We start from the raw sequence: 26,680 nt of genomic DNA on the forward strand, positions 1-26,680 counted from the left end.
ATGGTACTGCACTCGGGAGGGTGTGGGAGAGTAGGTCGCCGCCGGACATCTTCATCGGGAAGGGTGGAGGACGTCGCTGGGGTGCTCGTGAGAGTGTCTCGCCGTCCCCCGCCCTTCCCTTTTTTCATGCCCCATTGCAGGTTGAGGCGTCCGGAGAGTACTCACGTCGTCGCCTGCACGTCTTCGACGCACCGTGTCAGTGCGCGAGCAGGCGTGTGGCGTTGGCCCGCTCGGGACCATGCGCTCGGGGCGCGAGGTGCCACGCCGGGTAGACTTCAGCGGCGCACCGGGGGCAGGAACGCCCCTCGCGTCGGGCCTCGGCCCGCCACCGTTCTTCGTCCGTCGGTCCGCCGGCGAGCGCCGACCCTCAGGAGAGCCATGCCGTCCTCGCTGCCGGCCGTTCCCGACATCGACGACGTGATCGCGGATCGCATCGTCGAGCGCCTCGTCGAGGTGGAGGAGCAGCTTCGTCAGTCCGTGGCCACGAGCGACGACATGGTGCGGTGGACGGGCAGGCACCTCATGGACGCCGGCGGCAAGCGCGTGCGTCCCATGCTGACGCTTCTCGCCGCCTCCCTCGGGGACGTCGACGCGGAGGGCGTGGTCGACGCGGCCGTGCTCGTCGAGCTCACGCACCTCGCGAGCCTGTACCACGACGACGTCATGGATTCCGCGACGACCCGGCGCGGCGCCCGCAGTGCGCACGCGATCTGGGGCAACAACGTCGCCATCCTCACCGGCGACTTCCTGTTCGCCCGTGCGAGCGGGCTGAGCGCGAGCATCGGCACCGAGGCCGTGCGTCTGCACTCCCACACCTTCGAGCGCCTGTGCCTGGGGCAGCTGCACGAGACCGTCGGCCCCACCGAGAAGGACGATCCCTTCGAGCACTACATCTCCGTGCTCGCGGACAAGACCGCCTCGCTGCTCGCCCTCGCCGGCCAGCTCGGCGCCCTCCTCGGCGGTGCGGGGGAGAGCGCGGCGGAGATCATGCGCCGTTACGGCGAGAAGGTCGGTGTCGCCTTCCAGCTCGCCGATGACGTCCTCGACCTCGCGAGCGACGCGGGCACGAGCGGGAAGACCCCCGGGATCGACCTCCGTGAGGGCGTGCCGACCATGCCGACCCTCATCGTGCGCCGGCGGGCCGCCCAAGCCCCCCAGGACGAGCGCACCGCTGAGATCGTCCGTCGGCTCGACGGCGACCTCGAGGACGACGCCGAGCTCGGTGCGCTCGTCGCGCTGCTGCGGGAGGACCCGGCGCTCGAGGAGACCCGTCAGCTCGCCGAGCGCACCGCGGCGGAGGCCATCGCCGTGCTCGAGGAGCTTCCCGAGGGGTCGGTCCGTGAGGCCCTCATCACGTTCACTTCGACCCTGGTGCAGCGTCGCCGCTGAGCCCGGACCAGGCCCTCCTCCCGCGGGGGACCGTCCCTGCCCAGGTGGGGCGCGTTGTGGACACATGGCGCTGAACGCGGCCTTTGAGTACCCTGATCGGGTCGTGCATACGGTGGTCCGAGCCCGGGGGAGGTCCTGACCGGTCGACCGGACCCACAGGGTCGGTCGCCCGCACAGCGCCCGCCTCGGTGCGGAGGCCCGGTGCGGTTCCCCGGAGTTCCGCCCGTCCTCAGCACAGGTGCTCCGCGTCCACGACTCTCGAGCGAGTCTTCATGGGGGAACGAGCATGTCCGTCGACACCGGTGCGATCCGCCGTCGCCGTCGAACCGGCGCGATCTCCGCCGCGGTCCTGGCGATCGCCTCGCTCGTCATCACGGGGTTCGCGATCCACCACCCTGGACTGAGCTCCTCCGTGGTCGACGTCAACAACGGCGGGGTCTGGGTCACCAACCGCCACGAGGGCCTCATGGGCCGCCTCAACGTCGACGCGCAGGAGCTCGACGCCCGCATCGCACAGACAGGCGACGACCTCGGACTGCTGCAGTCCGGCTACGACGTCATCGAGACCGGTCCGCGCGGTTTCACACCCATCAACACCGAGGGCCTCTCCCGCGGCGGCGTCGTCGAGCTCGCCACGGGCAGCCAGGTGAAGCTCGGCGGGGACCGCGTCGCGATCGCCTCCCCGGACGGCAAGGTCTGGGTCATGTCCCCGGACGAGGCCGCCGCCTTCACCCCCTCCGGCGCGGATCCCGTCTACGAGTCCCAGGGCACGCCTCCGCGCATCGCGGTGAGCACCGAGGGCACCGTGTTCGTCCTCGACGGCGACCAGCTGCTCACCTTCCCCCGCGAGCCCAACACGCGCAACACCAAGAAGGCCGCCCGCAAGCCGGTCACGATCAGCGGCGTCTCGTCCAAGCCGGAGTCCCTCCAGCTGTCGACCGTCGGCGAGGAGCCGGTCATCCTCGACGCGGAGAACCAGCTGCTGCGCCTGGGAACCAAGGGCAAGGACGTGAGCCTCGTCGACCAGGGGGTCGCCTCCCTCGAGGACGCCAAGCTCCAGCAGCAGAGCACCGAGTCCGACCAGGTGGCCGTCGCCACCGCCGATGCGCTGTTCCTCGTCCCCCTCGGCGGCGGTGACCCGCAGAAGATCCCCGCCGGCGGCAATGGTGAGCCGACGGAGCCGGCACAGGCCAAGGGCTGCGCCTACGGGGCCTGGTCCGCCTCGAACCGCTACGTGCGTGCCTGTGAGGGCCAGGAGCCCGTGCCCGAGGCGGTCCCGGACACGCACGGGGGCGAGGAGCTCACCCTTCGCGTGAATCATGACCTCGTGGTCCTCAACGACCAGGAGTTCGGCCTCTCCTGGATGATCGCCGAGCAGATGCAGGTCGTCGACGACTGGGTCATCACCCAGGACATCGAGACCAGCACGGCGAAGGAGAAGGAGAAGGAGACGCTCACGACCACGATCACCAACGTGGCCGCCGAGCGCGACAAGGAGAACCGCAAGCCCACCGCGAACGTCGACGAGTTCGGCGTGCGCGCCGGCCAGAGCATCGTGCTGCCGGTCGTGCGCAACGACACCGACCCCGACGGCGACGTGCTCACCGTCGGCGTGAAGGGTCGCGGGCCGTCGATCGGGACCGTGACACCCATCGAGGGGGACACCCAGCTGCAGGTGGACGTCGCGGACGACGCCACCGGCTCCCAGACCTTCACCTACACGGCGGACGACGGCCGCGGCGGCACGGACACGGCGACCGTGACGCTGAACGTCGTCCCGGAGGGCGAGAACTCCGCCCCCCGGCCCGCCGAGGACCGCCTTACCAAGGTGCAGGTGCGCTCCGGCGAGTCCGTCTCGCTCAACATCCTCCCGTACTGGGAGGACCCCGACGGGGACGCCTTCTACCTCTCCAACGCCACCATGGAGCCGGAGGACATCGTCTCGTTCACCCCGGACGGCCGCCTCACGATCAACGACGCGGGCCTCACGACGGGGAAGAAGGAGGTCACCCTCCAGGTCCGCGACGAGAACGGCGAGGTGGGGGAGGGGACCCTCGAGATCGAGGCCGTCGCGGACGCCGACCTCACCCCGATCACGACCGCGGACCACGTCAGCATCGTCCAGGGCCGCTCCGCGACGATCAAGCCGCTCGCCAACGACCTCAACCCCAACGGCGGCGACCTCGAGCTCACGAACGTCTCGAAGGACGACCGCCTCGAGATCGACCCCGCGCTCGAGGCCGGCACCGTCAAGGTCTCCGGACAGGAGCCCGGCACCTATTACCTCGACTACGCGGTCGCCTCGAGCGGCACCACCGAGACCTCGCCGGGCGTGATCCGTGTGGACGTGCTGCCCGAGAGCTCCGGGGAGCTCGTGCCCGTCGCCGTGGACGACATGGGCACCGTCACCACCGGCACCGAGACCCTCATCGACCCGCTGCAGAACGACGTGGACCCCACCGGCGGCGTGCTCGTGGTCAACGGTGTGGACGTCCCCGAGGGCAGCGGGCTGAAGGCGACGGTCGTCGGCCACAGCCTGCTGCGGATCGAGGCGGAGCCCGGGGCCGAGGTCACGGGCCGTCCCGTGCCGCTCACCTACCACGTCGCGAACTCCGCCGGTCGGAGCGAGGGCACGGCCCGTGTCATGCTCGCCCAGACCGACACCCAGTTCGCGAACCCCGTCACCGTCCCCGACCGCGCGACGGTCCGCGCGGGGGACATGGTGCTCATCGACGCCCTCGACAACGACTCCTCGCCCACCGGCTCCGACCTCACCGTCGAGAAGCTCCTGGACACCGAGAGCGCCGACGCGAAGGGACGTCTCGAGGTCACCGAGGACAGGATCCGCTATCTCGCGGACCCGGGCACGAGCGGCGAGGTCACGCTCACCTACCAGGTGATCGACGAGACCGGCCGCCGTGGATCCGCACGGGTGACGATCTCGATCATCGCCGAGGACGCCGCGAACACCCCACCGCGGCCGGAGAACCTCACCGCCCGGACCGTCTCCGGCACACCGGTGCGGATCCCCGTGCGCACCACCGGGGTGGACCCCGACGGCGACTCCGTCATCATCACCGGCATCGCTTCCCCGGCACCCTCGCTCGGCGAGGTCACCGAGACCACCGGCGAGTGGATCGAGTACACCCCGCACGACGGCGCGACCGGCACGGACCGCTTCCGCTATCAGGTGATGGATCGCAGCGGCGCCGTCGGCACCGCCGAGGTGCAGGTCGGCATCGCCGCCCCGAGCGAGCAGAACCAGCCCCCGTACGCCGTCAACGACACGGTCGAGGTGCAGCCGGGCCGCGACGTCCAGGTCCCGGTGCTCGCCAACGACACCGACCCCGAGGGGGCGCCGCTCTCCGTGGACGCCGGCCAGGTGGAGGCGATCAGCGAGATCGAGGTCGCGCCCCCGGAGGAGTCCCCCGAGGGCATGGTCACCGTGACCACCCCCGAGGAGCCCGGCACCCACACCGTGCAGTACGCCGCGAGCGACGGCCAGCTCTCCAGCACCGGGACGATCACCGTCAAGGTGAACCCCGACGCGCCGCTGCTCGCCCCGATCGCCCGCGACGACTTCGTCTCCCCGGACGACGCCCTCGACCCCGAGATCGAGTACGTGGACGTCGACGTGAGGGCGAACGACGCCGACCCGGACGGTGCGACCACCGACCTCGAGGTGACCCTGCCCGACGGCGCGCCTGAGGGCACGCAGGCCCGCGACGACGGCACCGTGCGCGTCACCCCGCAGGACGAGCAGCAGCGCATCCGCTACCGCGTCGAGGACCCGGACGGCCTCGAGGCCTACGGCTACATCTGGGTGCCGGGCACCGCGAAGCAGCCCCCCGTGTGGGTGGGCGAGCCGGTCACCGTCGACTTCGAGGGCGAGGCCAGCATCGACCTCTCGAGCCCCGAGAACGTGCGCGTGCGCCCCGGCGCCGAGGCCGCGACGATCACCGACGCCGAGAGCGTCTCCGCGGACCACGCCGACGGCTCGCAGCTCGTCACGGACGCCTCGACGATCACCTACCGCCCCGCCGCGGGCTTCTCCGGCCAGGACACCGTGTCGGTCGAGGTCTCCGACGGCGCGAGCGGGGACGCGACCGCGGCGACCGCGACACTCGCCATCCCGATCGAGGTGAAGCCCTCGACGGAGAAGGAGGAGAACCTCCCGCCCACCTTCCAGGGCGCCTCGCTGCGGGTCGAGCAGGGCGAGTCCTCGCCCCCCGTGGACCTCTCGGCCGGCGCGGAGGACCCCGAGGGGGACGAGCTCGAGTACGCCCTCGCCGCCGTGCCGGAGGGCAAGGGCGTCGACGTCGCGCTCGAGGGCAGCACGCTCACCGCGACGGCGTCGACGACGGCCGTCAAGGGGACGATCATCGACGTGCCCGTCACGGTCACCGACGGCAGCCACGACCCTGTCACGGCCTCCGTGCAGGTCAACGTCACCGGGTCGAACCGGCCGCTGATCTCCGCCGGCCTCGACACCGCGACGATCGACGCGGGGAAGACCGGCACGGTCGACGTGCTCGCCAACGACTCCAACCCCTTCGAGGACGGGAAGCGGACGATCGAGAGCGCCCGGGCGACCGCGGGCGAGGGGAAGGCCGAGGCCAAGGGCGACCAGGTCGAGATCTCCCCGGACGCCGGCTTCCACGGCACCCTCACCGTGGAGTACGCGGTGCTCGACGACACCGGCGACCCCGACCGCCGCGTCACCGGCGAGGTCCGCGTGACCGTGCGGGACGTGCCGAAGGCGCCGTCGGCCCCGCGCATCGGCGAGGTGGGCGACGGCAGCGTCGAGCTGAGGTTCTCCGCCGGGGACGACAACGGCGCCCCGATCACCGGGTACACCGTGACCCCCGCGGGCGGATCGGCGAAGCCGACGCAGTGCCCCGCGACCTCGTGCACGATCACCGGGCTCGCCAACGACACCGAGTACACCTTCCGGGTCACCGCCACCAACGAGGTGGGGGAGTCGGAGCCGTCCGTCGCCTCCGCCAAGGCTCGGCCGGACGTGAAGCCGGAGAAGCCCGCCGCGCCCTCCGCCGAGCGCGGTGACACCCGCCTCGGCGTGACATGGTCCGCCCCCGAGAACCGCGGTTCCGCGATCCAGTCCTACGACGTGCAGATCCAGGACACCGCGACCGGGCAGACGGAGGCCGTGAACGTCGAGGGCGGCGCGACCACGCACGAGTTCTCCGAGCTCACCAACGGCACCGACTACCGCTTCCGGGTGCGCGCCATGAACCTCGCCGACGACCCCTCGGACTGGTCCGCCTGGTCCGCCCCCGAGCACCCGGCCGGCAAGCCCGGCAAGCCCGGCGGGAAGATGGAGGCCTCGCGCGTCAACGATCCGATCGGCGGCGGCGTGACCGTCACCTGGCCCGCGATGACCACCGCCGAGTCCAACGGCGAGCCGATCACGCAGTACGTGATCACCGCCTCCGGCGGGCAGGAGAAGACCGTCACGGCGCGGAGCGGCACGAACTCGTACACCTTCCGCGGCCTCGACGAGGACACCGAGTACTCCTTCACCTACACCGGCGTGAACTCGGTGGGCACGGGCACCTCCGCCTCGGCGGCCTCGAACAAGGTCGTGCCCTGGGCGAAGCCCGAGGCACCGGGGAAGGTGACCGCGAAGCTGCCGGACGAGGGGAAGGGCGCCGGTCCCAACGGACGCGTGGACGTCTCCTGGGAGAAGGCCGACGGCGGCGGCACACGGGTCAAGGACTACGTGGTCAGCTGGTCCGGGAAGACGAAGATCGTGGACGCCTCGCAGAACTCGACCCGGATCGAGGGGCTGACGAACGGGAAGGCCTACACCTTCACCGTCAAGGCGCGGAACCGCTTCGAGGGCGGCGAGAGCGACTACTCGAAGGCGTCCAACAGCGTCACCCCGTACACGACGCCCGCGGCGCCGAGCGTCTCCGCCGCTCCCGGCAGCTGCTCCGGCAGCTCCTGCTCGGTCACCTTCTCCTCCTCCGCCAACGGCAGCGGCGGGGCGGACCCGGTGACCCTCACCTGCAGCATCGACGGCGGTGCGTTCGGCGACTGCCCGGGCTCGGTGAGCGGCTCGAGCGGGCAGAAGCACACGATCACGGTGCGGGCGAGGAACCGCGGCGGGCTCGTCAGCGAGGCGAGCGCCGAGGCGAACGCCCCGACCGCGACGCCCACCCCGAGCGTCTCGGGCGAGGGGACCGTGGGCGACGCGAGCCATGAGAAGGGCTGCACGACGAGACGCGGCTGCTACTACATCGACTTCACGGTCTCGGGCCTCGATCCGAACACGACCTACACCTACTGCGTGAAGGGTGAGGGCCTCGCCGGCGGGAACTGCTGGTACCCCACGACCGACGGCAGCACCGCCACCACCGGGACCCTGACCACGGACGGCAACGGCAGGTGGCAGCTGCACGGCGACGGCCGGAAGCCCTACTGGGGCAATCCCAACAAGGCCGTCTGGATCTGGGTCGAGAAGGATGGGAGGTCCGCCGACTCCAACAAGGTCTATCCGGTGAAGTGACCGCCTCCCCGCGCCGTACCGCCCCCGACCACCCCACTCCGACCCCGAGGTGCTGACCCCATGAGCATGACCCCCGAACAGGCCCGCTGGTTCTCCGACACCTTCGACAAGCTCGTGCAGAGCGTCGGCCAGGCGGTGATCGGGAAGAACGAGGTGGTGCGCCTCGTGCTCACCGCGATGATGGCGCCCGGCCACGTGCTGCTCGAGGACGCGCCCGGCACCGGCAAGACCTCGCTCGCCCGTTCCATCGCGGCGACCGTGCAGGGCTCGAGCGCGCGCATCCAGTTCACCCCGGACCTCCTGCCCTCGGACGTCACCGGCGTGACGATCTACGACCAGACGAGCAAGCAGTTCGAGTTCCACCGCGGCCCCGTCTTCGCGAACGTCGTCCTCGCCGACGAGATCAACCGCGCGTCCCCGAAGACCCAGTCCGCGATGCTCGAGGTCATGGAGGAGGGGCGGGTGACCGTGGACGGCGTCACCCATGAGGTGGGCAGCCCCTTCATGGTCATCGCGACCCAGAACCCGATCGAGCAGGCGGGCACCTATCGCCTGCCCGAGGCGCAGCTGGACCGCTTCCTCATGAAGACCTCCCTCGGCTACCCCGACCACGCCTCGAGCGTCCAGATCCTCCAGGGCGCCTCGGTGCGCGACCGCAGCGCCCAGCTCGCCCCACGGATCTCCCTGCAGGCCGTGAACGACATGACCCAGCTCGCCTCGACCGTCCACGTGGACCCGGCGGTCCTCGAGTACGTCTCCCGCCTCATGGAGGAGACCCGTCTCGCACCCGAGGTGCGGGTCGGCGTCTCCATCCGCGGCGCGCTCGCGCTCATGCGCGCCGTGAAGGTGTGGGCCGCGGTCAACGGCCGCCACTACGTCATCCCCGACGACGTCAAGCACCTCGTCGAGCCCGTCTGGCTGCACCGTTTCGTGCTCGACCCCGAGGCGGAGTTCGCGGGCACCACCGCGAAGACGGTCATGACGAAGATCCTCAGCGAGGTGGCGCCTCCGCAGGCGCGTCAGCAGACCGCATGAACGTCGACACCTCGCTGCCCCAGGACACGGCCGACGCGAAGGCCGCCCGCCGGGAGTCCCGCCGTCGCCGACGGAGCTCCGGGCCCACGGACCCCCGCGGCGGCGCGCCCGCCCCGCAGGGCGCCGTCCAGGGCGACGGCGAGAACCCGGAGGCGGAGCCCACCGGCGCCGCGAGGATCCGCTCTCGCCTCGCCCGCCTCTGGCGGAGGCGGATCCGACCGGTGCTCGGCGTCGTCTCGCCGATCGGTTGGGCGGTGCTCGGCGTCGCCGTCGCGGCCTGGACGGCGGGCCTCCTGCTCCACGTCACCGAGCTGAACGTGCTCGCCCTCGTGCTCACCGTCCCGCTCGTGATCGCGGCGGCCTTCGTGCTGGGGCGCGCGAACTACCGGGTGACCCTCGACCTCCAGAGCCACCGGGTGGTGGTGGGGACGCGCGCCGTCGGCCGCGTCGAGGTCGCCAACCCCACCCAGCGGCTCATCCTCCCCTCGCGGATCGAGCTCGCCGTCGGCGCCGCCACCGCCCAGTTCCTCGTCCCGCGCCTCGCCCCCGAGCAGACGCACGAGGAGCTCTTCGCCGTCCCCACCCGCCGACGCGCCGTGCTCGTCGTCGGCCCCGTCCGCTCCGTGCGCGACGACCCGCTGTCCCTCATGCGCCGCCAGGTGACGTGGGCCCGCTCCCAGGAGCTGTACGTGCACCCGCGCACCGTGCGCCTCGACGAGGCGGCGAGCGGCTTCCTCCGCGACCTCGAGGGCACCCCGTCCTCGGACCTCTCGAGCTCCGACATCGCCTTCCACGCCCTGCGCGACTACGTGCCCGGGGACGACCGCCGCCACGTGCACTGGCGCACGACGGCGCGCACCGGGAAGCTCATGGTGCGGCAGTTCGAGGAGACCCGGCGCTCCCACGTCGTCGTCGCGCTCGACGACCTCCGCGACCACTACAGCGGCGAGGACGAGTTCGAGCTCGCCGTCTCCGCCGCCGCCTCGATCTCCGCCCAGACCTTCCGGGAGGAGAAGGAGCTGACCGCCTTCACCGTCACCGCGAACCAGCGCACCGCCGCGTACCGCCCGCTCATGGACGACTACACCGAGCTCGAGCTGCGCGCCGGCCGCCAGGGGCTCCACGAGCTCGGGCAGAAGGCCGCCGACCTCGCCCCGAACGCCTCCGCCGTCATGCTCGTCGTCGGTGCCCACGCCACCGCCCGGGAGCTGAACGCGGCGGCCACCCAGCTGCCGCTCGGCGTGCTCGCCGTCGCGATCCGCTGCGTGGACGGCGCCGAGGTGCGCCGCTCCGCGATCGGCGGCCTCGACGTGGTGACCCTCGGCGCCCTCGACGACCTCCCCAAGGCCCTCCGGGCGGTGGGCCGATGAGCGCCGCCGCCCGCGCCCGTGCGCCGCGCTCCCGCAGCCTCTTCTCCGAGGTGCCGATGCGCCGTCACGTCATCGACCTCGCGGTCCTGCTCGTCCTGTTCGTGCTCGCCCTGGTCGGATTCCAGCCCGTCTACGGGGGAGCGCAGTACCTGGTCACCGGTGTGCTCGGGATCCTGCTCGGCATGCTCATCGCCGTGATCGGCGCGCAGTGGCGCTGGGGCCCGCTGCGGATCACCGCCCTGCTTATCGGGGTCTACCTCCTGCTCGGCGCCATGGTCGCGGCGCCCACCCACGCGCTCTGGGGCGTGGTCCCCACCCCGGCCGCGCTGCTCGAGCTGCTCAGGGCGCCGGTGGCGACCTGGAAGTCCGTGCTCACCGTCGCCCCGCCGGTGGGCACCGCGCAGGGCGTGCTCGGCGTCGTCTGGATCAGCACCCTGCTGCTGAGCCTGCTGGGCTCCACGATCGTGCTGCGCACGCGCGCCGTCGTCGCCGCCTGGCTGTTCCCGATCGCCCTGCTCGCGGTGACGATCGTCTTCGGGACGACCGAGGCCTTCGCGCCCGTGATCCGGGCCGTCCCCTTCGCGATCCTCTCCGTCGCGTGGCTGACCTGGCGCTTCGAGAGCGATCGCCTCGCCGGGGCCCGCTCGACGATCATCTCCGACTCCACCGGCACGGTGAGCCCCGGATCCTGGCGCAACCCCGTGCTGCGCCGCCGTGTGGTGGGCGGCGCGGTGATCCTCGCGCTCGCCGGCGGCGTCGCGATCGGCGCGCAATCCCTCCTGGACCCGCCGGAGGGTGCGGGCCGCACCGCGCTGCGCGACGAGATCACCCCGCCCTTCGACCCCCGCGAGTACGTCTCCCCGCTCGCGGAGTTCCGGGGCTACTACAAGTCCCAGCGCGATACCGAGCTGTTCTCCGCGACCGGGCTGGCGGGCGGGGAGTACGTGCGGCTGGCCTCCCTGGACCGGTACGACGCCCAGGTCTACAACGTCGCGAGCTCGACCTCCAAGAACAGCGCCTCGGGCGCGTTCGTGCGCACCGCGAGCGGCGTGGACCTCCACGAGGGGACGAGCGCCCAGGCGACGAGCACCGTCACGATCGGCGCCTACACGGGGGTCTGGATGCCGACCGTCGGCAGCCGCACGGATCGCATCGACCTCGGTGACCTCACCCCGAGCCGTGAGGGGGACGTGGCCGAGAACCTGTTCCTCAACGAGCGCAGCGGCACGGCCGTCAACGCCTCGGGCATGGTCACGGGGGACACCTACACGCTCTCCTACGAGCCGTACACGCCGCCCACCGCGGAGGATCGACGCAGCGCCATGTTCGCCGACGTCGAGCTGCCCGAGAACCCGGAGCTCGATCCCCGGATCAGGGAGCTCGCCGAGGACTGGGCGGGGACCTCGGCCTCCGACTACGAGCGCTTCGCGAACCTCTCCCGCCAGATCAAGGCGGATGCCTTCTACTCCCACGGCGTGGACGACGACGACGCCGCCTCGCCCTCGGGCCATGGCGTCATGCGCCTCCAGGACATGCTCGAGGACCCCTCCTTCGAGGAGGGGAAGGCCGACGCGCGTCCCAAGGGCCCCATCGGTGACGAGGAGCAGTTCGCGGCGCTCACCGCCGTCATGGCCCGCGAGATCGGGATCCCGGCGCGGGTCGTCATGGGCTTCCAGGTCCCCGAGGACGCCTCGGGCACCGTCTCGATCACGGGCGAGGACGTCACCGCCTGGGTCGAGGTGGACTTCGAGAAGCTGGGCTGGGTGCGCTTCGATCCCGCCCCCGAGGAGGACGAGGACCCCACCCAGCCCCAGCCCAAGGAGGTGGACAAGCCGCTGCCGCAGGTCGCCCAGCCCCCGCCGCCCCCGGCCGAGCCGCCGAGCCCGCCGCCCGGCGCGATGAGCGACGACGCGGACGACGAGGAGGACGAGCAGGACGAGACCCTCTCCTGGGGCGTCTACGTGCTCCTCGGCGTCTCTCCGTTCCTCCTGATCGGGCTCGTGCTCACGTCGATCGTGGTCGCCAAGGGGGTGCGCCGCCGTCGGCGGAGGAACCGGGACTCGCTGCCGGCACGGGTCGACGGCGGGTGGCAGGAGATCCTCGACCAGGTCACGGATCTCGGCACGCGCCCGGACCCGCGGATGACGCGGCAGGAGATCGCCGCGACCCTCGACGCCGCGGCGATCCCCGCAGGGGCGCCAGGTGCGGCAGGCCCCGGGGGCACGGGGACCGGGGTCGGTGCGAGGGCGCTCGCGGCGACCGCGGACCGCGTGGTCTTCGGACCGGACGACGTCCCCGCCGCGGTGGTCGACGCCTACTGGGACGACGTCCAGGGGACCCGGCGCGCGCTCGTCGCGGCGGCCCCGCGGCGTCGCCGCCTCCGTGCGCTGTTCTCGCTGCGCTCGTTCCGGCGCGGCCCGCGGGAGTCGGCCCTCGAGCGCCGCTCCGAGCGGGCCCGGGTCCGTGCCCGCGCCGCCGCGGACCGCCGCGGGGCCGAGCTCCGACGCCGCCGGGCCGCCCCAGGCTCCCGCCCCGCCACCGGGGGCGGCGCGCTGACACCCCAGAACCTGCTCCCGGCGGTGCGAGGATTCCTCTCCCGCCTCGCCGGGCGGATCCCGAGAGCGCCGAGGAAGGGCGATCGACGATGAACCAGACCCGATACTGCAGCACCTGCGGCGCGCTGCTCCCGGAGGGGGCGGCCGTGTGCGGCGAGTGCGGCGCCCGCTATCAGGCCTCCCCGTACGAGCGCCGCGCCACGGACGCACCCGATGCCTGGTCGCCGTCGCCGCGCGCCCGTTCCCGTGACCTCGGTCAGGAGGACTCCGGCCCCGCGGAGGAGGAGGGGATCCAGCTCCTCTCCCGCGAGGACCTCGCTCCGCGTGAGGCCGGGGCCACGACGATGCGGGGTGCGGACCAGTACGATCGGCGGATGGTCACACAGCCCGGAACGCAGCCCGGCGGGGACCCCGGCGCCTCGCCCGTCTACGGTTCCCCCGCTCCCGCACCCGTCTCCGCGACCCCGGGGGAGGGCGGCCCCGCCGCTCTCGATCCCCCGCTGGACGGCTGCGTGTCCGCGCCCGCCGCCAAGCGCCTGCTCGCCGCGATCGTCGACGGCGTGATCCACGTCGTCGTCCTCGTGCCGCTGATCATCGGCATCGTCCTGATCGCGACCCAGGAGTCGCCCGGCACCCTCGCCGCGGTGCTCACCGGGATCGGCGTCGCCCTGCCCGTCGGCTATGCCGTGGTGATCATCTGGCTGCACGGAGCGAAGGGCTTCACCCCCGGCAAGCTCGCCCTCGGCCTGCGCACGGCGCGGGTCTCGGAGGGCGGCCGCCTCGGCTTCCTGCGCTCCCTGGGCCGCGCGGTCCTGTACCGCCTGTTCCCGCTGCTCTTCGCGCTGTCGATCTTCCTGGACCCGCGCGGCACCCTGCGCGGCTTCCACGACCGCGTGGTGGACTCGGTCGTGGTCGACGTGAAGGCGGGCCGCGACCCCCTGCGTCCCCGTGCCGACGACTTCGAGCGCCGCAGCGACGAGGAGTACCTCGGGGCGCCCTCCGTCGCCGTCGACGCCCATGACAACCTGCTCGCCGCGCCCGGTGCCGCATGGTCGGGCGGCGTCCCGTCGGCGCCGTCCGCGCAGCCCGCCGGGGCGCCGGGGGCCGCCGACGCCCTGTGGTCGCCGCCGTCGGCCTCTGCGGCTCCCGCGCCCGAGGCGGCCCCGTCGAGCGGTCCCTCGGCCGCGCCCGCGGAGCAGTGGGGCCCTCCTGCTCCCGCGGCCTCGGCACCTGTGGATCAGCCGCCCGTGAGCTCCGCGCCCTCCGGCGCCGGTCACGAGTCCTGGGCTCCGTCCGCGCCGTCGGCCCCCGCGCAGGCGGAGCAGCCGGCTCCCGCCTGGGAACCGCCGCCCTCGACGGAGCAGCCCGTCCCGCCGGCCGAGCCCGCACAGCCCGCCTCGCCGGTCCAGCCGGCTCAGCCGGCCCAGTTCTTCCCGTCCGCTCCGCCGGCACAGCCCGTCGCCGGGTACGCGCCCCCGCCCCAGGAGTCCTTCGCCCCGGCGCCGGTCCCGGAGCAGTCCGGCGACATCACGGGCGACGCCTGGGCCGCGCAGCCCGCGGTCGACGGCCCTGCCGAGGCGGAGACCGCCGTCGGCGCCGACGAGGTCGACGAGCAGACCCGCATGACCGCCCCGGTCGGCGAGGACCTGGGTGACCTCGAGGCGACCCGCATCTCCGCCGTCTCCCTGCCGCCCGTGCACCGTGCCCTGCTCACCGTCGACGACGGCACCGAGCACCGGCTCGACCGCACGACGGTCCTGGGCCGCAACCCGAGCGCCGAGGAGGGCGAGGCGGGCGTGGTGCTGCCGGACCCCACGCGCTCGGTCTCCAAGACCCACCTGCGGGTGGAGCCGACGGCGGAGGGCGTCACCGTCACGGACCTCGGCTCGACCAACGGCTCCGCGATCCTCCTCCAGGACGGCACGCGCGAGGCGCTGGTCCCGCACACCGCCACCGAGGTCCCCGCGGGGGCGCGCGTGGGCATCGGCGACCGCTGGCTCACCGTGGAGAGGGAGCAGTGATCGACCGCTCCCTCTCGGACCCGGACGCGCAGGGCACCATCCGCGTGGTCTCCTCGGCGACCACGCACGTGGGGCACGTGCGCGCCACGAACGAGGACAGCATGCTCGCCCACCCGCCGATCTTCCTGGTCGCCGACGGCATGGGCGGGCACAACGCCGGCGAGGTCGCGAGCGCGATCACCGTCGAGGAGTTCGAGCGCCTCACGCTGCAGGAGAACGTGAGCGTCGAGCAGCTCGGCGACGCGCTGACCTCCGCCGGGGACCGCATCGCTGCCCTCACCGGCGAGGCGCAGCAGGGTGCCGGGACCACCGTCGCCCTCGTCGCGTCGATGGTCCTGGACGGCGTGGGCTACTGGGTGGTGCTGAACCTCGGCGACTCCCGTGTGTACCGCCTCTCGGGAGAGATCTTCGAGCAGGTCAGCGTGGACCACTCCGTGGTCCAGGAGCTCATGGACCGCGGTGACCTCACTCCGGCAGAGGCGGAGGTCCATCCGTACCGGCACATGGTCACGCGCGCCCTGGGCGCCGGCCCGGACTCCGAGCCCGACTACTGGCTGATCCCGGCGGAGGTCGGCGATCGCATGCTCATCTGCTCCGACGGCCTGACCAACGAGGTCGAGGACGCGTCGATCGAGCGCGCGCTGCGCAGCCCGCGGGACGTGCGGACGATCGGCGAGGACCTCGTCCGGCTCGCGCTGGACGCCGGCGGCCGCGACAACGTGAGCGTCGTGATCGTCGAGGCCGTGGAGATCCTGGGCCTGTCGCTGCCCCCGGAGTCCACGGCGGACCTCCCCGGGGAGGACACCGACGAGCACGAGATCGACGAGGACACGCTGCCCCGCGGTCTCGAGCGCGAGGCCGGCGAGGGACGATGAGCGGAACCGGGGGCGAGGGAGCGGCGAGCACGGGCACCGGGGACGGCCCCGCGCCGCTGCTCGGGGCCGGGATCTGGGTGCAGAACGGGCCGGCGACGCTCGTCGTGCGCGAGCGCGGCTGGATCGTCCTCGTGCCAGGCACCCGCAAGGAGGTCATCGAGGCCGCGTGGAGCGTCCTCGGCGAGGACGCGGTCGACGGCGACACCCTGCTGCCCCGGACCGCGGAGCTCGCGGGCCTCGAGGGGCCGGAGAAGATCCCGGCGATCCTCTTCGCCCTCGTCAGCGGGAGCTCGGCGCAGCTGGGCGTGAAGGGACGGACCCTGCTCTCGCTCCACGACGCCGACGGCGCACGGCAGCTCGAGGGCGCCGACGGCGAGCTGCGCAGCGCGAGCGCCGAGGGCCTCGAGCGGATCGCCTTCGGCGACCTCCCTCCGGAGGATCCGACGGGAGGCCTGCGGATCGGGACCGGGGTCATGCGCACCAAGGGCTTCGTGCACATGCTCGTGGACCCGGCCGCGCTCCCGGACGAGCGTCGGGCCCGTCTTGCCGCGCAGGTCGAGAAGGACGGTCGTTCGATCGAGTCCGAGGAGTCGAAGGCGAAGCGGGCCGCGGCCCCGGCGCCTGCTCGGCCCGCGGCGTCCTCGAGCTCCTCGACCCCCGTGAGGAAGCCCGCCGCGGCCACCCGCAAGCCGGGGGAGATGCCTCCCTCGATCGCCGGACGCGGCGGCTCCTCCTCTCGGTCCTCGCGGACCGAGCCCGAGGCGCCGCGCGGCCCCAGCGTGTTCGACGGGCTGTTCGGCGGTGACGCGCCGGCTCCCGCCGCGGCGACCCCGGCCGCAGCCCCGGACCCCGTGGCCCCGGCAGCCGAGAGGTGGGTGTCCGAGCCCACCCCGGCAGCGGCGCCCGCGCCCGCGCCCGAGACCCTGGCGGTCGGGACCCCTGTCCCCGAGACCCCGGTGGCGGAGAGCGCCGAGGCCGAGGCCCCCACCCCCGCCGTGGAGTCGGCGCCGGCCGCCGCCCCGACACCCTCTCCGGCACTCGCAGCCTCGCCCGTCCCCACGCCGGCCCCGACGCAGGACGTGCCCTCGTCGCCGTCGGCGGAGCAGCAGCCCGTCCCGCAGCGGTCGACCGTGCAGGGCCAGGCCGAGCAGCCCGCGCCCCGGCGCCGACTCGTGAGCACCTCGCTCTTCGACCGTCGTCGTCCCGCGGCCCCGCCGGCTCCGGCGCCGGCCACCGCGTCGTCGCCGGTCGCGCCGGAGGACCCCGGGGCGACCCGGATCGAGCCGGCGGATGACCGTATCGACGTCCCGGACGAGCAGACCCAGGTGCCGGTCACGGAGACCGCTCCCGCGGAGCCGGGGCCCGTGACCCCGGGACCTGCGGCGACGCCCGCCTCCGCATCGACGCCTGCACCCGCGGCGACGCCGGCATCCGCGGTGACGCCCGCGGCTGCGGCGACCCCCGCTCCGGCCCCGGCTCGGTCGCAGCCGGCCCATCGCGCCGCCTCACCGGTCCCCGAGCACTCCGGGGCGCGCGCCGGCTCCCGTCGGGAGCTCCCGCCGGATCTCGACACCTCCCTCACCTACGACGACCTCTTCGGGAAGACCGTCTTCCGCACGATCGAGGACGCCGCGGTCCGTCGCCGCGAGGAGGACGAGGAGCACGCGGACGAGGTGGACGCACCGGAGCGCCCCGGCGCCGACGTCCCCGATGCGGGACGAGCGGACGCCGCGTCACCGGGGAGCGTCCCGTCGGCGCAGCCTGCCCCGTCGCCGAGCCTCGCCGCCCCCAGCCCGGCGCCCGCTCCCGAGCACACGGGCTCGGACTTCATCGACTGGGTGCCCGGGGTGGGACGCACGGCGCCGGAGATCGCGCAGACCGCGGCGCAGCGCGCGGCGACCCCGCCCGTCGCCGCCCCCGCCTATCCGCAGGTCCACATGCCCGAGCCGTCGGCCCCCGCTGGCGCGCCGGGATCGCCGGTCGCCCCGCCGCAGCAGCGACCCACCGCTCCGCCGCGGCGACCCACGGCCCCGCCGGCGTCGGCGAACCCTGCGGCACCCGCCCCCGGCCACCAGGCCGGACCGACCGTGGCCCCGGCGTCGGGCCCGTCGAGCTCCCGGCCCGACGCGGTCACCCACGAGGTGGCCCTCCCCGGGCTCGTCTGCCCCCGCGGCCATGCCAATGCCCCCGAGCGCGCGGTCTGCGCCGTGTGCCGGCTCCCGCTCCAGGGCCCGGTGCGGCCCGTCGCCCGTCCCGCTCTGGGGCAGGTCATGATCTCGACCGGCGGCGGGTTCGTCCTGGACCGCAGCGCGATCATCGGCCGGCGCCCCCGCGCCTCCCGCGTGAGCGTCGCCGACATGCCCCAGCTGATCACCGTCCCGAGCCCCCAGCAGGACGTCTCCCGCTCCCATCTCGAGCTGCGGCTCGAGGGGTGGCACGTCCTGGCCACGGACCTCGGCACCACCAACGGCACGACCCTGCACCGACCCGGCGCGGACCCGGTGCGCCTGCGCCCCCGCGAGGGCGTCGGGCTGGGTCACGAGGACGTCCTCGACCTCGGGGACGGCGTGCTGCTGCGCTACCTGGGGGTGCGGTGATGGCGCGCCCGCCCCAGGCACCGCCGGAGCTCGCCGGCTACTCCTACGAGACCGTGCTGGGCTCGGGCGGCTTCGCCGACGTCTTCCTCTACCGCCAGCAGCGCCCGCAGCGACGCGTCGCGATCAAGGTGCTGCTGTCGACCGTGCTCGACGAGAGCGTCGCCCGCCAGTTCGAGGGCGAGGCCAACGTCATGGCCTCCCTCTCCACGCACCCCTCGATCGTCGCGATCTACGCCGCCGAGGTCTCCGCCGACCACCGGCCCTACATCGTCATGGAGTACTGCTCGCGCCCCAACTACGGCGTGCGCTTCCGGCGCGAGCGGATCACCGTCACGGAGGCCCTGCGGGTGGGGGTGCAGATCGCCGGCGCGGTGGAGACCGCGCACCGCGCGGGGATCCTGCACCGCGACATCAAGCCTGCGAACATCCTCGTCACCGACTACAACCGGCCGGCGCTGACGGACTTCGGCATCTCCATCGCGACGACCGGCGGCCAGGACATCGAGGACAGCCAGGGCCTGTCGATCCCGTGGTCGCCGCCCGAGTTCTTCACCGACCCGCCGCGGGCGGACGTCCGCAGCGACGTGTTCTCCCTCGCCGCGACGATCTACTCCCTGCTCGCCTCCGCGACGCCGTTCGAGCGTCGCGGTCAGCGCAACTCCGCCACCGATCTCATCCAGCGGATCAGCACGGAGCCCCTGCTGCCGCTGGACCGGCCCGACGTCCCGCCCGAGCTGGGGCGCGTGCTCGCCGTCGCCATGGCGAAGGATCCTCAGGCCCGCTACCCGAGCGCCCTCGACCTGGGCCGCGCGCTCCAGCAGGTCGAGCTGGGGCTCTCCCTGCCGGTCACGCAGATGGACGTGCTCGACGAGCGGGGACCCGCCCCCGAGGAGCAGGGCCAGGACGACGAGCTCGAGGCGCACACACGCATCCGGCGCGTCTCGACCGTGGACCCCGAGGAGTCCTCCCGTCGCCTCGACCGCTTCGCCGGGGTCGCGCCGGCGCTGTCCGGCCCCCGTCACGGCTCGCCCGGCTCGGGCGCGTCGGCGCACTCCGCGGCCTCCGCCGCGGAGCCGGGAGGGGAGTCCACCGTCCTGCGACCGGCCGGCGCGGCCCCCCTCGGCGCGACCCCGCTCGCGGCGACCGCCGCCGGCGGCGCGGCACCCGAGCGGACCACCCGGACCTGGCCCTGGATCGTGCTCGCCGCGGTGCTCGTCGTCCTCCTCGGCGTCGGCACCACGATCGGCGTGCGCGCCCTGGTCGTCGAGCCGGAGCCGGTCACCGCGACCTCGCCGGTCAACGTGCCCACGGGCGGGGCGGAGCCCCCGGGCGAGCCCGTCGACCCGAAGGTCGTCGTCATCACCGAGGAGTCGGAGGGCGTCACCGGGCGGGCCAAGGTCACCTGGGGCGTCCCCGAGGGCTACACGGAGGACGACTTCTTCCGCGTCCGGTGGAAGGACATGCCGGACAACTACGAGAAGTTCGGCGAGTGGACCGAGCAGCACGGGCGCAGCTCCGAGGTGCGCGACATGCCGCCGAACCTGAAGGATCGCTGCCTCGAGGTGCAGACCGTCTCCCCGGACGGGCAGTCGAGCGGGATCGTCGAGGCCTGCCTCGAGGACGACGGATGACCGGCACGAGCAGGATGACCGACGACAGCAGCCCCCGACGGGGGCACGAGCACGAGGAGGGACGCCGATGACGTCCTCGATCTCCGTGGAGTTCTGCGGCGAATGGTTCACGGTCGCCGACGGCGAGGAGCTGACGATCGGCCGCGACGCGGATCTCAGCGTCGACGACGACAACCCCTTCCTGCACCGGCGCTTCCTGTCGATCGTGCAGGTGGACACGCTGTGGTGGCTCGTCAACATCGGCTCACGGCTCTCCGCCACGATCACCGACCCCGGCGGCGCGATGCAGGCCTGGCTCGCCCCGGGCGCCCGCATCCCGCTCGTCTTCGACGAGACCAAGGTCGTGTTCACCGCGGGACCGACCACCTACGACCTCTCCATCCACACCGAGTCGCCCTCCTTCGAGCGGATCGCCGGCCCGGACGACCCGGTGGGGGAGACGACGGTGGGCGCCGTGCAGCTCACGGCGAGCCAGAAGCTGCTCATCCTCGCGCTCTCCGAGCAGATGCTCGCCCGTGAGGGCAGCGGCATGAGCACCGTCCCCACCTCTGCGCAGGCCGCGGAGCGGCTCGGATGGCAGCTCACCAAGTTCAACCGCAAGCTCGACAACGTGTGCGACAAGCTCGACCGGATGGGCGTGCGCGGTCTGCGCGGCGGCCCCGGGAAGCTCGCGAGCAACCGGCGGGCCCGTCTCGTCGAGCACGCCGTCATGTCGCGGCTCGTGACGGTGGAGGACCTGCCGCTGCTCGACCAGGCGCAGCAGCCCGACGAGGACTGATCGACCGGGCGGCCGGCACCGCCGGTCGCCGACGACGGCGGGTCTGAGCCCGCCCCAGGGGAGGACCCGCACCACCATGCGCATCAAGCTGACGCTGCGCCGTCCCGAGGACCGGCTCACCGACCTCGAGGTGACCGCCGACGCGACCGCCTCGGTCGCCGACGTCGCCAACGCGCTGTACCTCGCCGATCCCCTCCGCGACGAGGTCGAGCCGCCCGATGGGCTGACCCTCCAGGTCCAGGACCCGGGCGCCGGCCCCGGCGCGAGCGGCGTGCGCTCCCTGGACCGCGGCGCGGACCTCATCCAGGCGGGCCTGCGCTCCGGGAGCGTCGTCTCCATCGCCCGCTCCTCGGAGGACTTCGAGACCCGGGCGGAGTCACGCGGCGCGGCCGTCGCCCTGCTGCGGGTCCTCTCCGGGCCGGAGGCGGGACGCGAGTTCCCGCTGCCCAGCGGCTCGAGCGTCGTGGGACGCGAGGGCGACCTCGACATCCGCATCGCCGATCCGATGCTCTCCAAACGGCACGCGCGGATCAACGTCTCCGACACGATCGAGGTCGTGGACCTGCACTCCTCCAACGGTGTGGTGATCGGCGGCGAGCAGGTCCAGCGCGCCGTCATCGGCCCCGCGGACACCGTCCTCATCGGCGGGACGACCTTCTCCGTGATCACCCTGCACCGACTGGGCGGCGCCGCCCCGAGCAGCCCCGTCGTCGAGTTCAACCGCTCCCCGCGGGTGGTGCCGCGCTTCCCCTACCGCCCGCTCAAGGCGCCCACCCCGCCCAAGGAGCCCGCGCCGCAGTACTTCCCGATCTTCATGATGTTCGCGCCGGTGTTCATGGGCGCGTTCATGTTCTCCCTGACCCGCAGCCCCTTCTCGCTCATGTTCGTGGTGATGATGCCGCTCATGGCCACCGCGGGCTACCTCAACCGCAAGTGGCAGCAGAAGAAGCAGCTCGAGCGGCAGATCGAGAACTTCGAGGAGGGGCTCGCCTCGCTCAAGCGCCGCGTCACCGCCGCCCAGGACCTCGAGCGTGCGGTGCGGCTGGTGGAGACCCCCTCCGCCGCGGACACCGTCGACGCGGCGTTCCGCCTGGGCCGCCTGCTGTGGACCCACCGCACCGAGCACAACGCCTTCGGCACGGTGCGCCTGGGCCTCGGCGTCGCCGAGTCGCGGGTGGGCATCGAGATGCCGGGGGAGAACGACGCGATCCCGAAGTACTACGACATGCTCGACGACATGCACGAGAAGTACCGCCTGATCGCGGGCGTGCCGATCGTCGCGGACCTCCGCTCCGCCGGGAGCATCGGCGTCGCCGGCGGCGGCCAGGAGGCGGACGGCGTGGCCCGCGGGCTCGTCACCCAGCTGTTCGCCCTGCACTCCCCGGCGGATCTCGCGATCGCCGCGATCACCTCGCGCACCAGCCGCGACCGCTGGCAGTGGTTGAAGTGGCTCCCGCACACCTCGAGCCCCCACTCCCCGCTGCCCGGCGACCACCTCGCGGACAGCCCCGGCCGCGGCACCGCCCTGCTCTCCCGCATCGAGGAGCTCATCGAGCAGCGGGGCCAGGGCGCCCCGGCCCAGCTGCGCACCCCGCTCACGCCGGACGTGACGAAGGAGCCGCCGATCCCGCCGGAGCCGGTCGCCCCGCTGCTGCTCGTGGTCATCGAGGACGACGCGCCCGTCGACCGCGCCCGCCTCGTGCGCCTCGCGGAGAAGGGGCCCGACGTCGGCGTGCACGTGCTGTGGTCCGCCGCGAACGTCGCCGCGCTACCCGCGGCGTGCCGCACCTTCGTCTCGGTCGACGAGGCCGTGGAGGGCGCGAGCGCGGGCCACGTGCGGCTCGGGGAGCGGTACTACCCCGTGACCGTCGAGACCGTCGCGGTCGACGTCGCCGCCGGGGTGGCCCGCCACCTCTCGCCCGTGGTCGACGCGGGCGTGCCGGTGGACGACGACTCCGACCTCCCGCGCGCGATCTCCTACCTCAAGCTCGGCGGCATGGCGCTCGCCGAGGACCCCGGCCACATCATCGAGCGGTGGAAGGAGAACAACTCCCTCACCCCGCGGGACGGCTCCGAGCCGGTGCGCCGCAAGCACGACGCGAACCTGCGCGGGCTGATCGGGCACAACGGCCAGGACGCCTTCCACCTGGACCTGCGCACCAACGGCCCGCACGCCCTCGTGGGCGGCACCACCGGCGCCGGCAAGTCCGAGTTCCTGCAGGCGTGGGTGATGGGCATGGCCACCGCCCACAGCCCGGACCGCGTGACCTTCCTCTTCGTGGACTACAAGGGCGGAGCGGCCTTCGCGGACTGCATCACGCTGCCCCATGCGGTGGGCCTGGTCACCGATCTCTCCCCGCACCTCGTGCGGCGCGCGCTCACCTCCCTGCGGGCCGAGCTGCACCATCGCGAGCACCTGCTGAACCGCAAGAAGGCGAAGGACCTCGTCTCGCTCGAGCGCACCGGCGACCCCGAGACCCCGCCGAGCCTCATCATCATCGTCGACGAGTTCGCGGCGCTGGCCAAGGAGATCCCCGAGTTCGTGGACGGCGTGGTCGACGTCGCCGCGCGCGGCCGCTCCCTGGGGCTCCACCTGATCCTCGCCACCCAGCGGCCGGCCGGTGTCATCAAGGACAACCTGCGCGCGAACACGAACCTCCGGATCGCCCTGCGCATGGCCGACGAGGCGGATTCCCAGGACATCCTGGGCGACAAGATGGCCGCCCACTTCGATCCGGGGATCCCGGGCCGCGCCGCCGCCAAGACCGGTCCGGGCCGCATCGCGACCTTCCAGACCGGCTACGCGGGAGGCTGGACGACGGAGGAGCCCGAGCGGGCCCGCATCGACATCGTCGAGCGGGACTTCGGCACGGGGGAGGCCTGGGACATCCCGGCCCCGCCCGTGAAGGAGGTCAAGGACCCGGGTCCCAACGACATCAGCCGCATGGTGCACACGATCATCGGCGCCGCGGAGCAGGCCGGCGTTCCGGCCCCGCGCAAGCCGTGGCTCTCCGAGCTCGCGGACGCCTACGACCTCTCCCGCCTGCCCACCCGGCGCAGCGACGAGGAGCTGCTGCTGGGCGTCATGGACGTCCCTGAGCAGCAGGCGCAGCCCACGATCTCCTACTTCCCCGACCGTGACGGCAACATGGCCATCTACGGCACGGGCGGGTCCGGCAAGTCCACGACCCTGCGCACCCTCGCGATCTCCGCCGCCTCGACGGTGCGCGGCGGTCCCGTGCACGTGTACGGCCTGGACTTCGGCGCCTCGGGCCTGTCGATGCTCGAGGAGCTCCCGCACGTGGGCTCGATCGTCCCCGGGGACGACGAGGAGCGGGTCATCCGCCTGCTGCGCACCCTGCGCGGGCTGGTCGACGAGCGCGCCCGCGACTTCGCGCGCTTCCGCGCCGGCTCGATCTCCGAGTACCGCGCACTCGCCGGGAAGCCGGAGGAGCCGCGCATCCTGCTGCTCGTGGACGGCATGGCCGCGTTCCGCGAGGCCTACGACTACTCGAACCTCACCAAATGGTTCACGACCTTCGTGCAGATCGCGACCGACGGGCGCCAGGTGGGCGTGCACGTGATCGTCACCGGCGACCGCCCCAACGCGATCCCCACCTCGCTGGGCTCCTCGATCCAGCGCCGCCTCATCCACCGCATGACCGGGGTGGACGACTATGCGGGCTTCGGCGAGCCGAAGGACGTGCTCGACGGCTCCTCGCCCCCCGGCCGCGCGATCCTCGAGGGGCACGAGGTGCAGGTCGCCGTCCACGGCGGCGATGCGAACGTCGCGATCCAGTCCCGCGAGGTCACGAAGCTCGCGCGGGCCATGCGCCGGGCCGGCGTGCCGGAGGCCCCCGCCGTGGAGCGCCTGCCGGAGCGGGTCGAGCTGTCCTCGCTGCGTCCGGTCGTCGGCGGTCGCCCCGTGCTGGGTGTGGGCGACGAGACCCTCGCCGAGGTCACCTTCGAGCCGCGCGGCGCGTTCATGGTCACGGGCCCGATGGGTTCGGGTCGCACCACCGCGATGCTCACGATCGCCACCGGCCTCAAGGCGCTCGAGCAGCCGATGCGGCTCGTGCGCTTCTCCGCACGACGGACTCCGCTCACGGGGCTCGACGTCTGGGACGTGGAGGCCTCGGACCCGGAGACGGTCAAGGAGCTCGCCGCGCAGCTGCGCGGCACCGTGGAGTCCGGATCCGTGGGGGAGGGGCGGCTGGCCCTCTTCATCGACGGCGTCACCGACTTCACCGGGACGGGCGTCGAGAACGACCTCGACAAGCTGATCCGCGCCTCCACCCGCGAGGCCCAGTTCGTGGTGGGCGAGAACGAGTCCGCCTCGTGGTCGCAGGCCTACGTGCTCGCCCAGCCCTTCAAGTCCGGTCGCCGCGGCCTGCTGCTGCAGCCGGGGGAGATGGAGGGCGACTCGCTGCTGGGGACGAGCCTGGGCAGGATCCGGCGCGCGGACTTCCCGACGGGCCGAGGCTTCCTCGTCGCCGGCGGCCGTGCGACCAAGCTGCAGGTCGCCCAGCGCACGATCGACTGATCCGGTCCCACGTCGGCGCTCCCGCCGCGCTGGGGAGGACCGGTCGTCCACATGGGGACTCCTCCCCATCGTCGGATCCGGGAGGTCGACCTACAGTGAGGACGTCGACCAGGACGCAGGTGCCGGAGCCCCGAGCAGGGACGCGGGCGCCGGTCCGATCAGCAGAGCACACCGAGTGAGGGGAGAGGGTCCCGTGAACGCCACGCAGGGCATGAACGTGGAAGAGGTCCGCCGGATGGCGAACCAGCTGCGCGATGCGGCGGAGGAGATCACCCGCATCGAGCAGGAGCTGACCTCCGGGCTGGAGGAGGTCGACTGGACGGGTCCGGATGCGGACCGCTTCCGCGGCGAATGGTCCGGGGAGATGGTCCCCGCGCTGCAGCAGGTCATGAAGGCCGTCGAGGAGCTGGGGCAGACGGCCGACTCCAACGCCGCCGAGCAGGAGGCCACCTCCTCCTGATCGAAGGGACGCGGTGACCCCTGGAGACGGGGGACAGGAGGCCCGGACGGAACACCCGTCCGGGCCTCCGGCGCGCTGGTATCTTGGGCGCCGTCACGGGTGGGACGAACGGAGCGGACAGCATGGTCAAGAGCATCTCGTACCCGAGCGCCGACTTCCCCGGGCCGCCGCGGATCAGCGCCGGCGTGCCCGAGGACTGGGAGGCGCTCACGGTCGCCGGCGTCCAGCTCGCCGTCGCCCAGCCGCGCATCGAGGGGCGCTTCCGCGCCAACGTGGTGGTCACCGTGCAGCGCTTCGGGCCCGGGTTCACGCTCGACCAGGCCGGTGAGTCGCTCACGCGCCGCAAGGCCGCCCTCCCCGAGCTCGAGGAGCTCGGCACGGGCCGGATCGAGGTGGGCGAGCGCGAGTGGATCGCGAGCGAATACGGCTACACCCAGCCCGGCCGGCCCACCGTGGTGCAGGCCGCCCGGTACACGGTGGTCCCGCGCGGGGAGAGCGCGACGGATGTCGTGGAGATCGTCGGCAGCTGCGGGGCGGACGGCGCCGACGACGAGATCGAGATCGTGCGCGGCATCCAGGACTCGCTGCGCATCGAGACCGACTGACCCACCCCCCCCGCCCGCCGGGGCGTCCCCGAGCGGAGGGTGCTCCACGGGGAGTTCTCCCCATCGACCCGCCGCCGGTCCCCGACATAGCGTGGAGCCATCAGCCCGGGAGATCGAGGAGGCGGCCACGGAGGCCGCGGAGGTCACCCGGGGAGAGTCCAGGGAACACCGGATGAGGGGATGAGGACCATGAAGAAGGGTATGAACCCGGAGGCTGTCGATCAGATGGCCACGCAGATCACCGATGCGGCTGATCAGGCGAATGAGGCGTACCAGCGGGTGCTGGCGCGTG

Annotated in this window: 13 protein-coding genes; all 13 read left to right on the forward strand. The window is 73.2% G+C overall.

All coding sequences use genetic code 11. From position 1 onward, the window contains the following. The first annotated feature begins 378 nt into the window (after positions 1-378). Positions 379-1,389 carry a polyprenyl synthetase family protein gene (locus ABD080_RS16740; protein WP_343906573.1) on the forward strand — a complete coding sequence of 337 codons (1,011 nt, stop codon included), beginning with the start codon at positions 379-381 and terminating at the stop codon, positions 1,387-1,389. 286 nt (positions 1,390-1,675) lie between these two features. Beyond that, a complete protein-coding gene (locus tag ABD080_RS16745; protein WP_343906575.1) occupies positions 1,676-7,918 on the forward strand; it encodes an Ig-like domain-containing protein in 6,243 nt (2,080 codons plus the stop codon). A 60-nt stretch (positions 7,919-7,978) separates the two neighbouring features. Then, positions 7,979-8,953, forward strand: coding sequence for an AAA family ATPase (locus tag ABD080_RS16750; RefSeq protein ID WP_343906577.1), 975 nt, complete (start codon positions 7,979-7,981; stop codon positions 8,951-8,953). Continuing rightward, entirely contained in the window at positions 8,950-10,323 is a 1,374-nt protein-coding gene (locus ABD080_RS16755) for a DUF58 domain-containing protein (protein WP_137770298.1), read from the forward strand. Before ABD080_RS16750 ends, ABD080_RS16755 begins: the two co-directional genes overlap by 4 nt. Continuing rightward, positions 10,320-12,971, forward strand: coding sequence for a transglutaminase-like domain-containing protein (locus tag ABD080_RS16760; protein WP_343906579.1), 2,652 nt, complete (start codon positions 10,320-10,322; stop codon positions 12,969-12,971). The genes ABD080_RS16755 and ABD080_RS16760 overlap by 4 nt, the downstream gene beginning before the upstream one ends. Further along, on the forward strand, positions 12,968-14,899 hold the full coding sequence (locus tag ABD080_RS16765; protein ID WP_343906581.1) for an RDD family protein: 1,932 nt from the start codon (positions 12,968-12,970) through the stop codon (positions 14,897-14,899). Before ABD080_RS16760 ends, ABD080_RS16765 begins: the two co-directional genes overlap by 4 nt. After that, on the forward strand, positions 14,896-15,774 hold the full coding sequence (locus tag ABD080_RS16770) for a PP2C family protein-serine/threonine phosphatase (protein WP_137770301.1): 879 nt from the start codon (positions 14,896-14,898) through the stop codon (positions 15,772-15,774). The genes ABD080_RS16765 and ABD080_RS16770 overlap by 4 nt, the downstream gene beginning before the upstream one ends. Further along, on the forward strand, positions 15,771-18,371 hold the full coding sequence (locus tag ABD080_RS16775) for an FHA domain-containing protein (RefSeq protein ID WP_343906583.1): 2,601 nt from the start codon (positions 15,771-15,773) through the stop codon (positions 18,369-18,371). Before ABD080_RS16770 ends, ABD080_RS16775 begins: the two co-directional genes overlap by 4 nt. Next, complete coding sequence (locus ABD080_RS16780) at positions 18,371-20,002, forward strand: serine/threonine-protein kinase (protein WP_240811059.1); 1,632 nt, start codon at positions 18,371-18,373, stop codon at positions 20,000-20,002. The genes ABD080_RS16775 and ABD080_RS16780 overlap by 1 nt, the downstream gene beginning before the upstream one ends. Before the next feature lie 67 nt (positions 20,003-20,069). Next, positions 20,070-20,780 (forward strand): FHA domain-containing protein, encoded by a 711-nt coding sequence (locus ABD080_RS16785; RefSeq protein ID WP_137770304.1) that lies wholly within the window; start codon positions 20,070-20,072, stop codon positions 20,778-20,780. Between the two features lie 76 nt (positions 20,781-20,856). Next, on the forward strand, positions 20,857-25,323 hold the full coding sequence (locus ABD080_RS16790) for a type VII secretion EssC family protein (RefSeq protein ID WP_343906586.1): 4,467 nt from the start codon (positions 20,857-20,859) through the stop codon (positions 25,321-25,323). 193 nt (positions 25,324-25,516) lie between these two features. Beyond that, the gene (locus ABD080_RS16795; protein WP_259359368.1) at positions 25,517-25,783 is read left to right on the forward strand and encodes a WXG100 family type VII secretion target; all 267 of its coding nucleotides are present in this window, start codon (positions 25,517-25,519) and stop codon (positions 25,781-25,783) included. Between the two features lie 122 nt (positions 25,784-25,905). Next, positions 25,906-26,388: a hypothetical protein gene (locus ABD080_RS16800; RefSeq protein ID WP_137770307.1), complete on the forward strand. Its 483-nt coding sequence runs from the start codon at positions 25,906-25,908 to the stop codon at positions 26,386-26,388. Positions 26,389-26,680: the final 292 nt, after the last annotated feature.

Source organism: Brachybacterium rhamnosum (genome assembly GCF_039526185.1).
Lineage (GTDB): Bacteria > Actinomycetota > Actinomycetes > Actinomycetales > Dermabacteraceae > Brachybacterium > Brachybacterium rhamnosum.

Bases quoted from the DNA above. Each gene is read 5' to 3' on its own strand.
- ABD080_RS16775 (WP_343906583.1), top strand. From the start codon at position 15,771: ATGAGCGGAACCGGGGGCGAGGGAGCGGCGAGCACGGGCACCGGGGAC.
- ABD080_RS16745 (WP_343906575.1), top strand. From the start codon at position 1,676: ATGTCCGTCGACACCGGTGCGATCCGCCGTCGCCGTCGAACCGGCGCG.
- ABD080_RS16750 (WP_343906577.1), top strand. From the start codon at position 7,979: ATGAGCATGACCCCCGAACAGGCCCGCTGGTTCTCCGACACCTTCGAC.
- ABD080_RS16800 (WP_137770307.1), top strand. From the start codon at position 25,906: ATGGTCAAGAGCATCTCGTACCCGAGCGCCGACTTCCCCGGGCCGCCG.
- ABD080_RS16785 (WP_137770304.1), top strand. From the start codon at position 20,070: ATGACGTCCTCGATCTCCGTGGAGTTCTGCGGCGAATGGTTCACGGTC.
- ABD080_RS16755 (WP_137770298.1), top strand. From the start codon at position 8,950: ATGAACGTCGACACCTCGCTGCCCCAGGACACGGCCGACGCGAAGGCC.
- ABD080_RS16790 (WP_343906586.1), top strand. From the start codon at position 20,857: ATGCGCATCAAGCTGACGCTGCGCCGTCCCGAGGACCGGCTCACCGAC.
- ABD080_RS16760 (WP_343906579.1), top strand. From the start codon at position 10,320: ATGAGCGCCGCCGCCCGCGCCCGTGCGCCGCGCTCCCGCAGCCTCTTC.
- ABD080_RS16765 (WP_343906581.1), top strand. From the start codon at position 12,968: ATGAACCAGACCCGATACTGCAGCACCTGCGGCGCGCTGCTCCCGGAG.
- ABD080_RS16780 (WP_240811059.1), top strand. From the start codon at position 18,371: ATGGCGCGCCCGCCCCAGGCACCGCCGGAGCTCGCCGGCTACTCCTAC.
- ABD080_RS16740 (WP_343906573.1), top strand. From the start codon at position 379: ATGCCGTCCTCGCTGCCGGCCGTTCCCGACATCGACGACGTGATCGCG.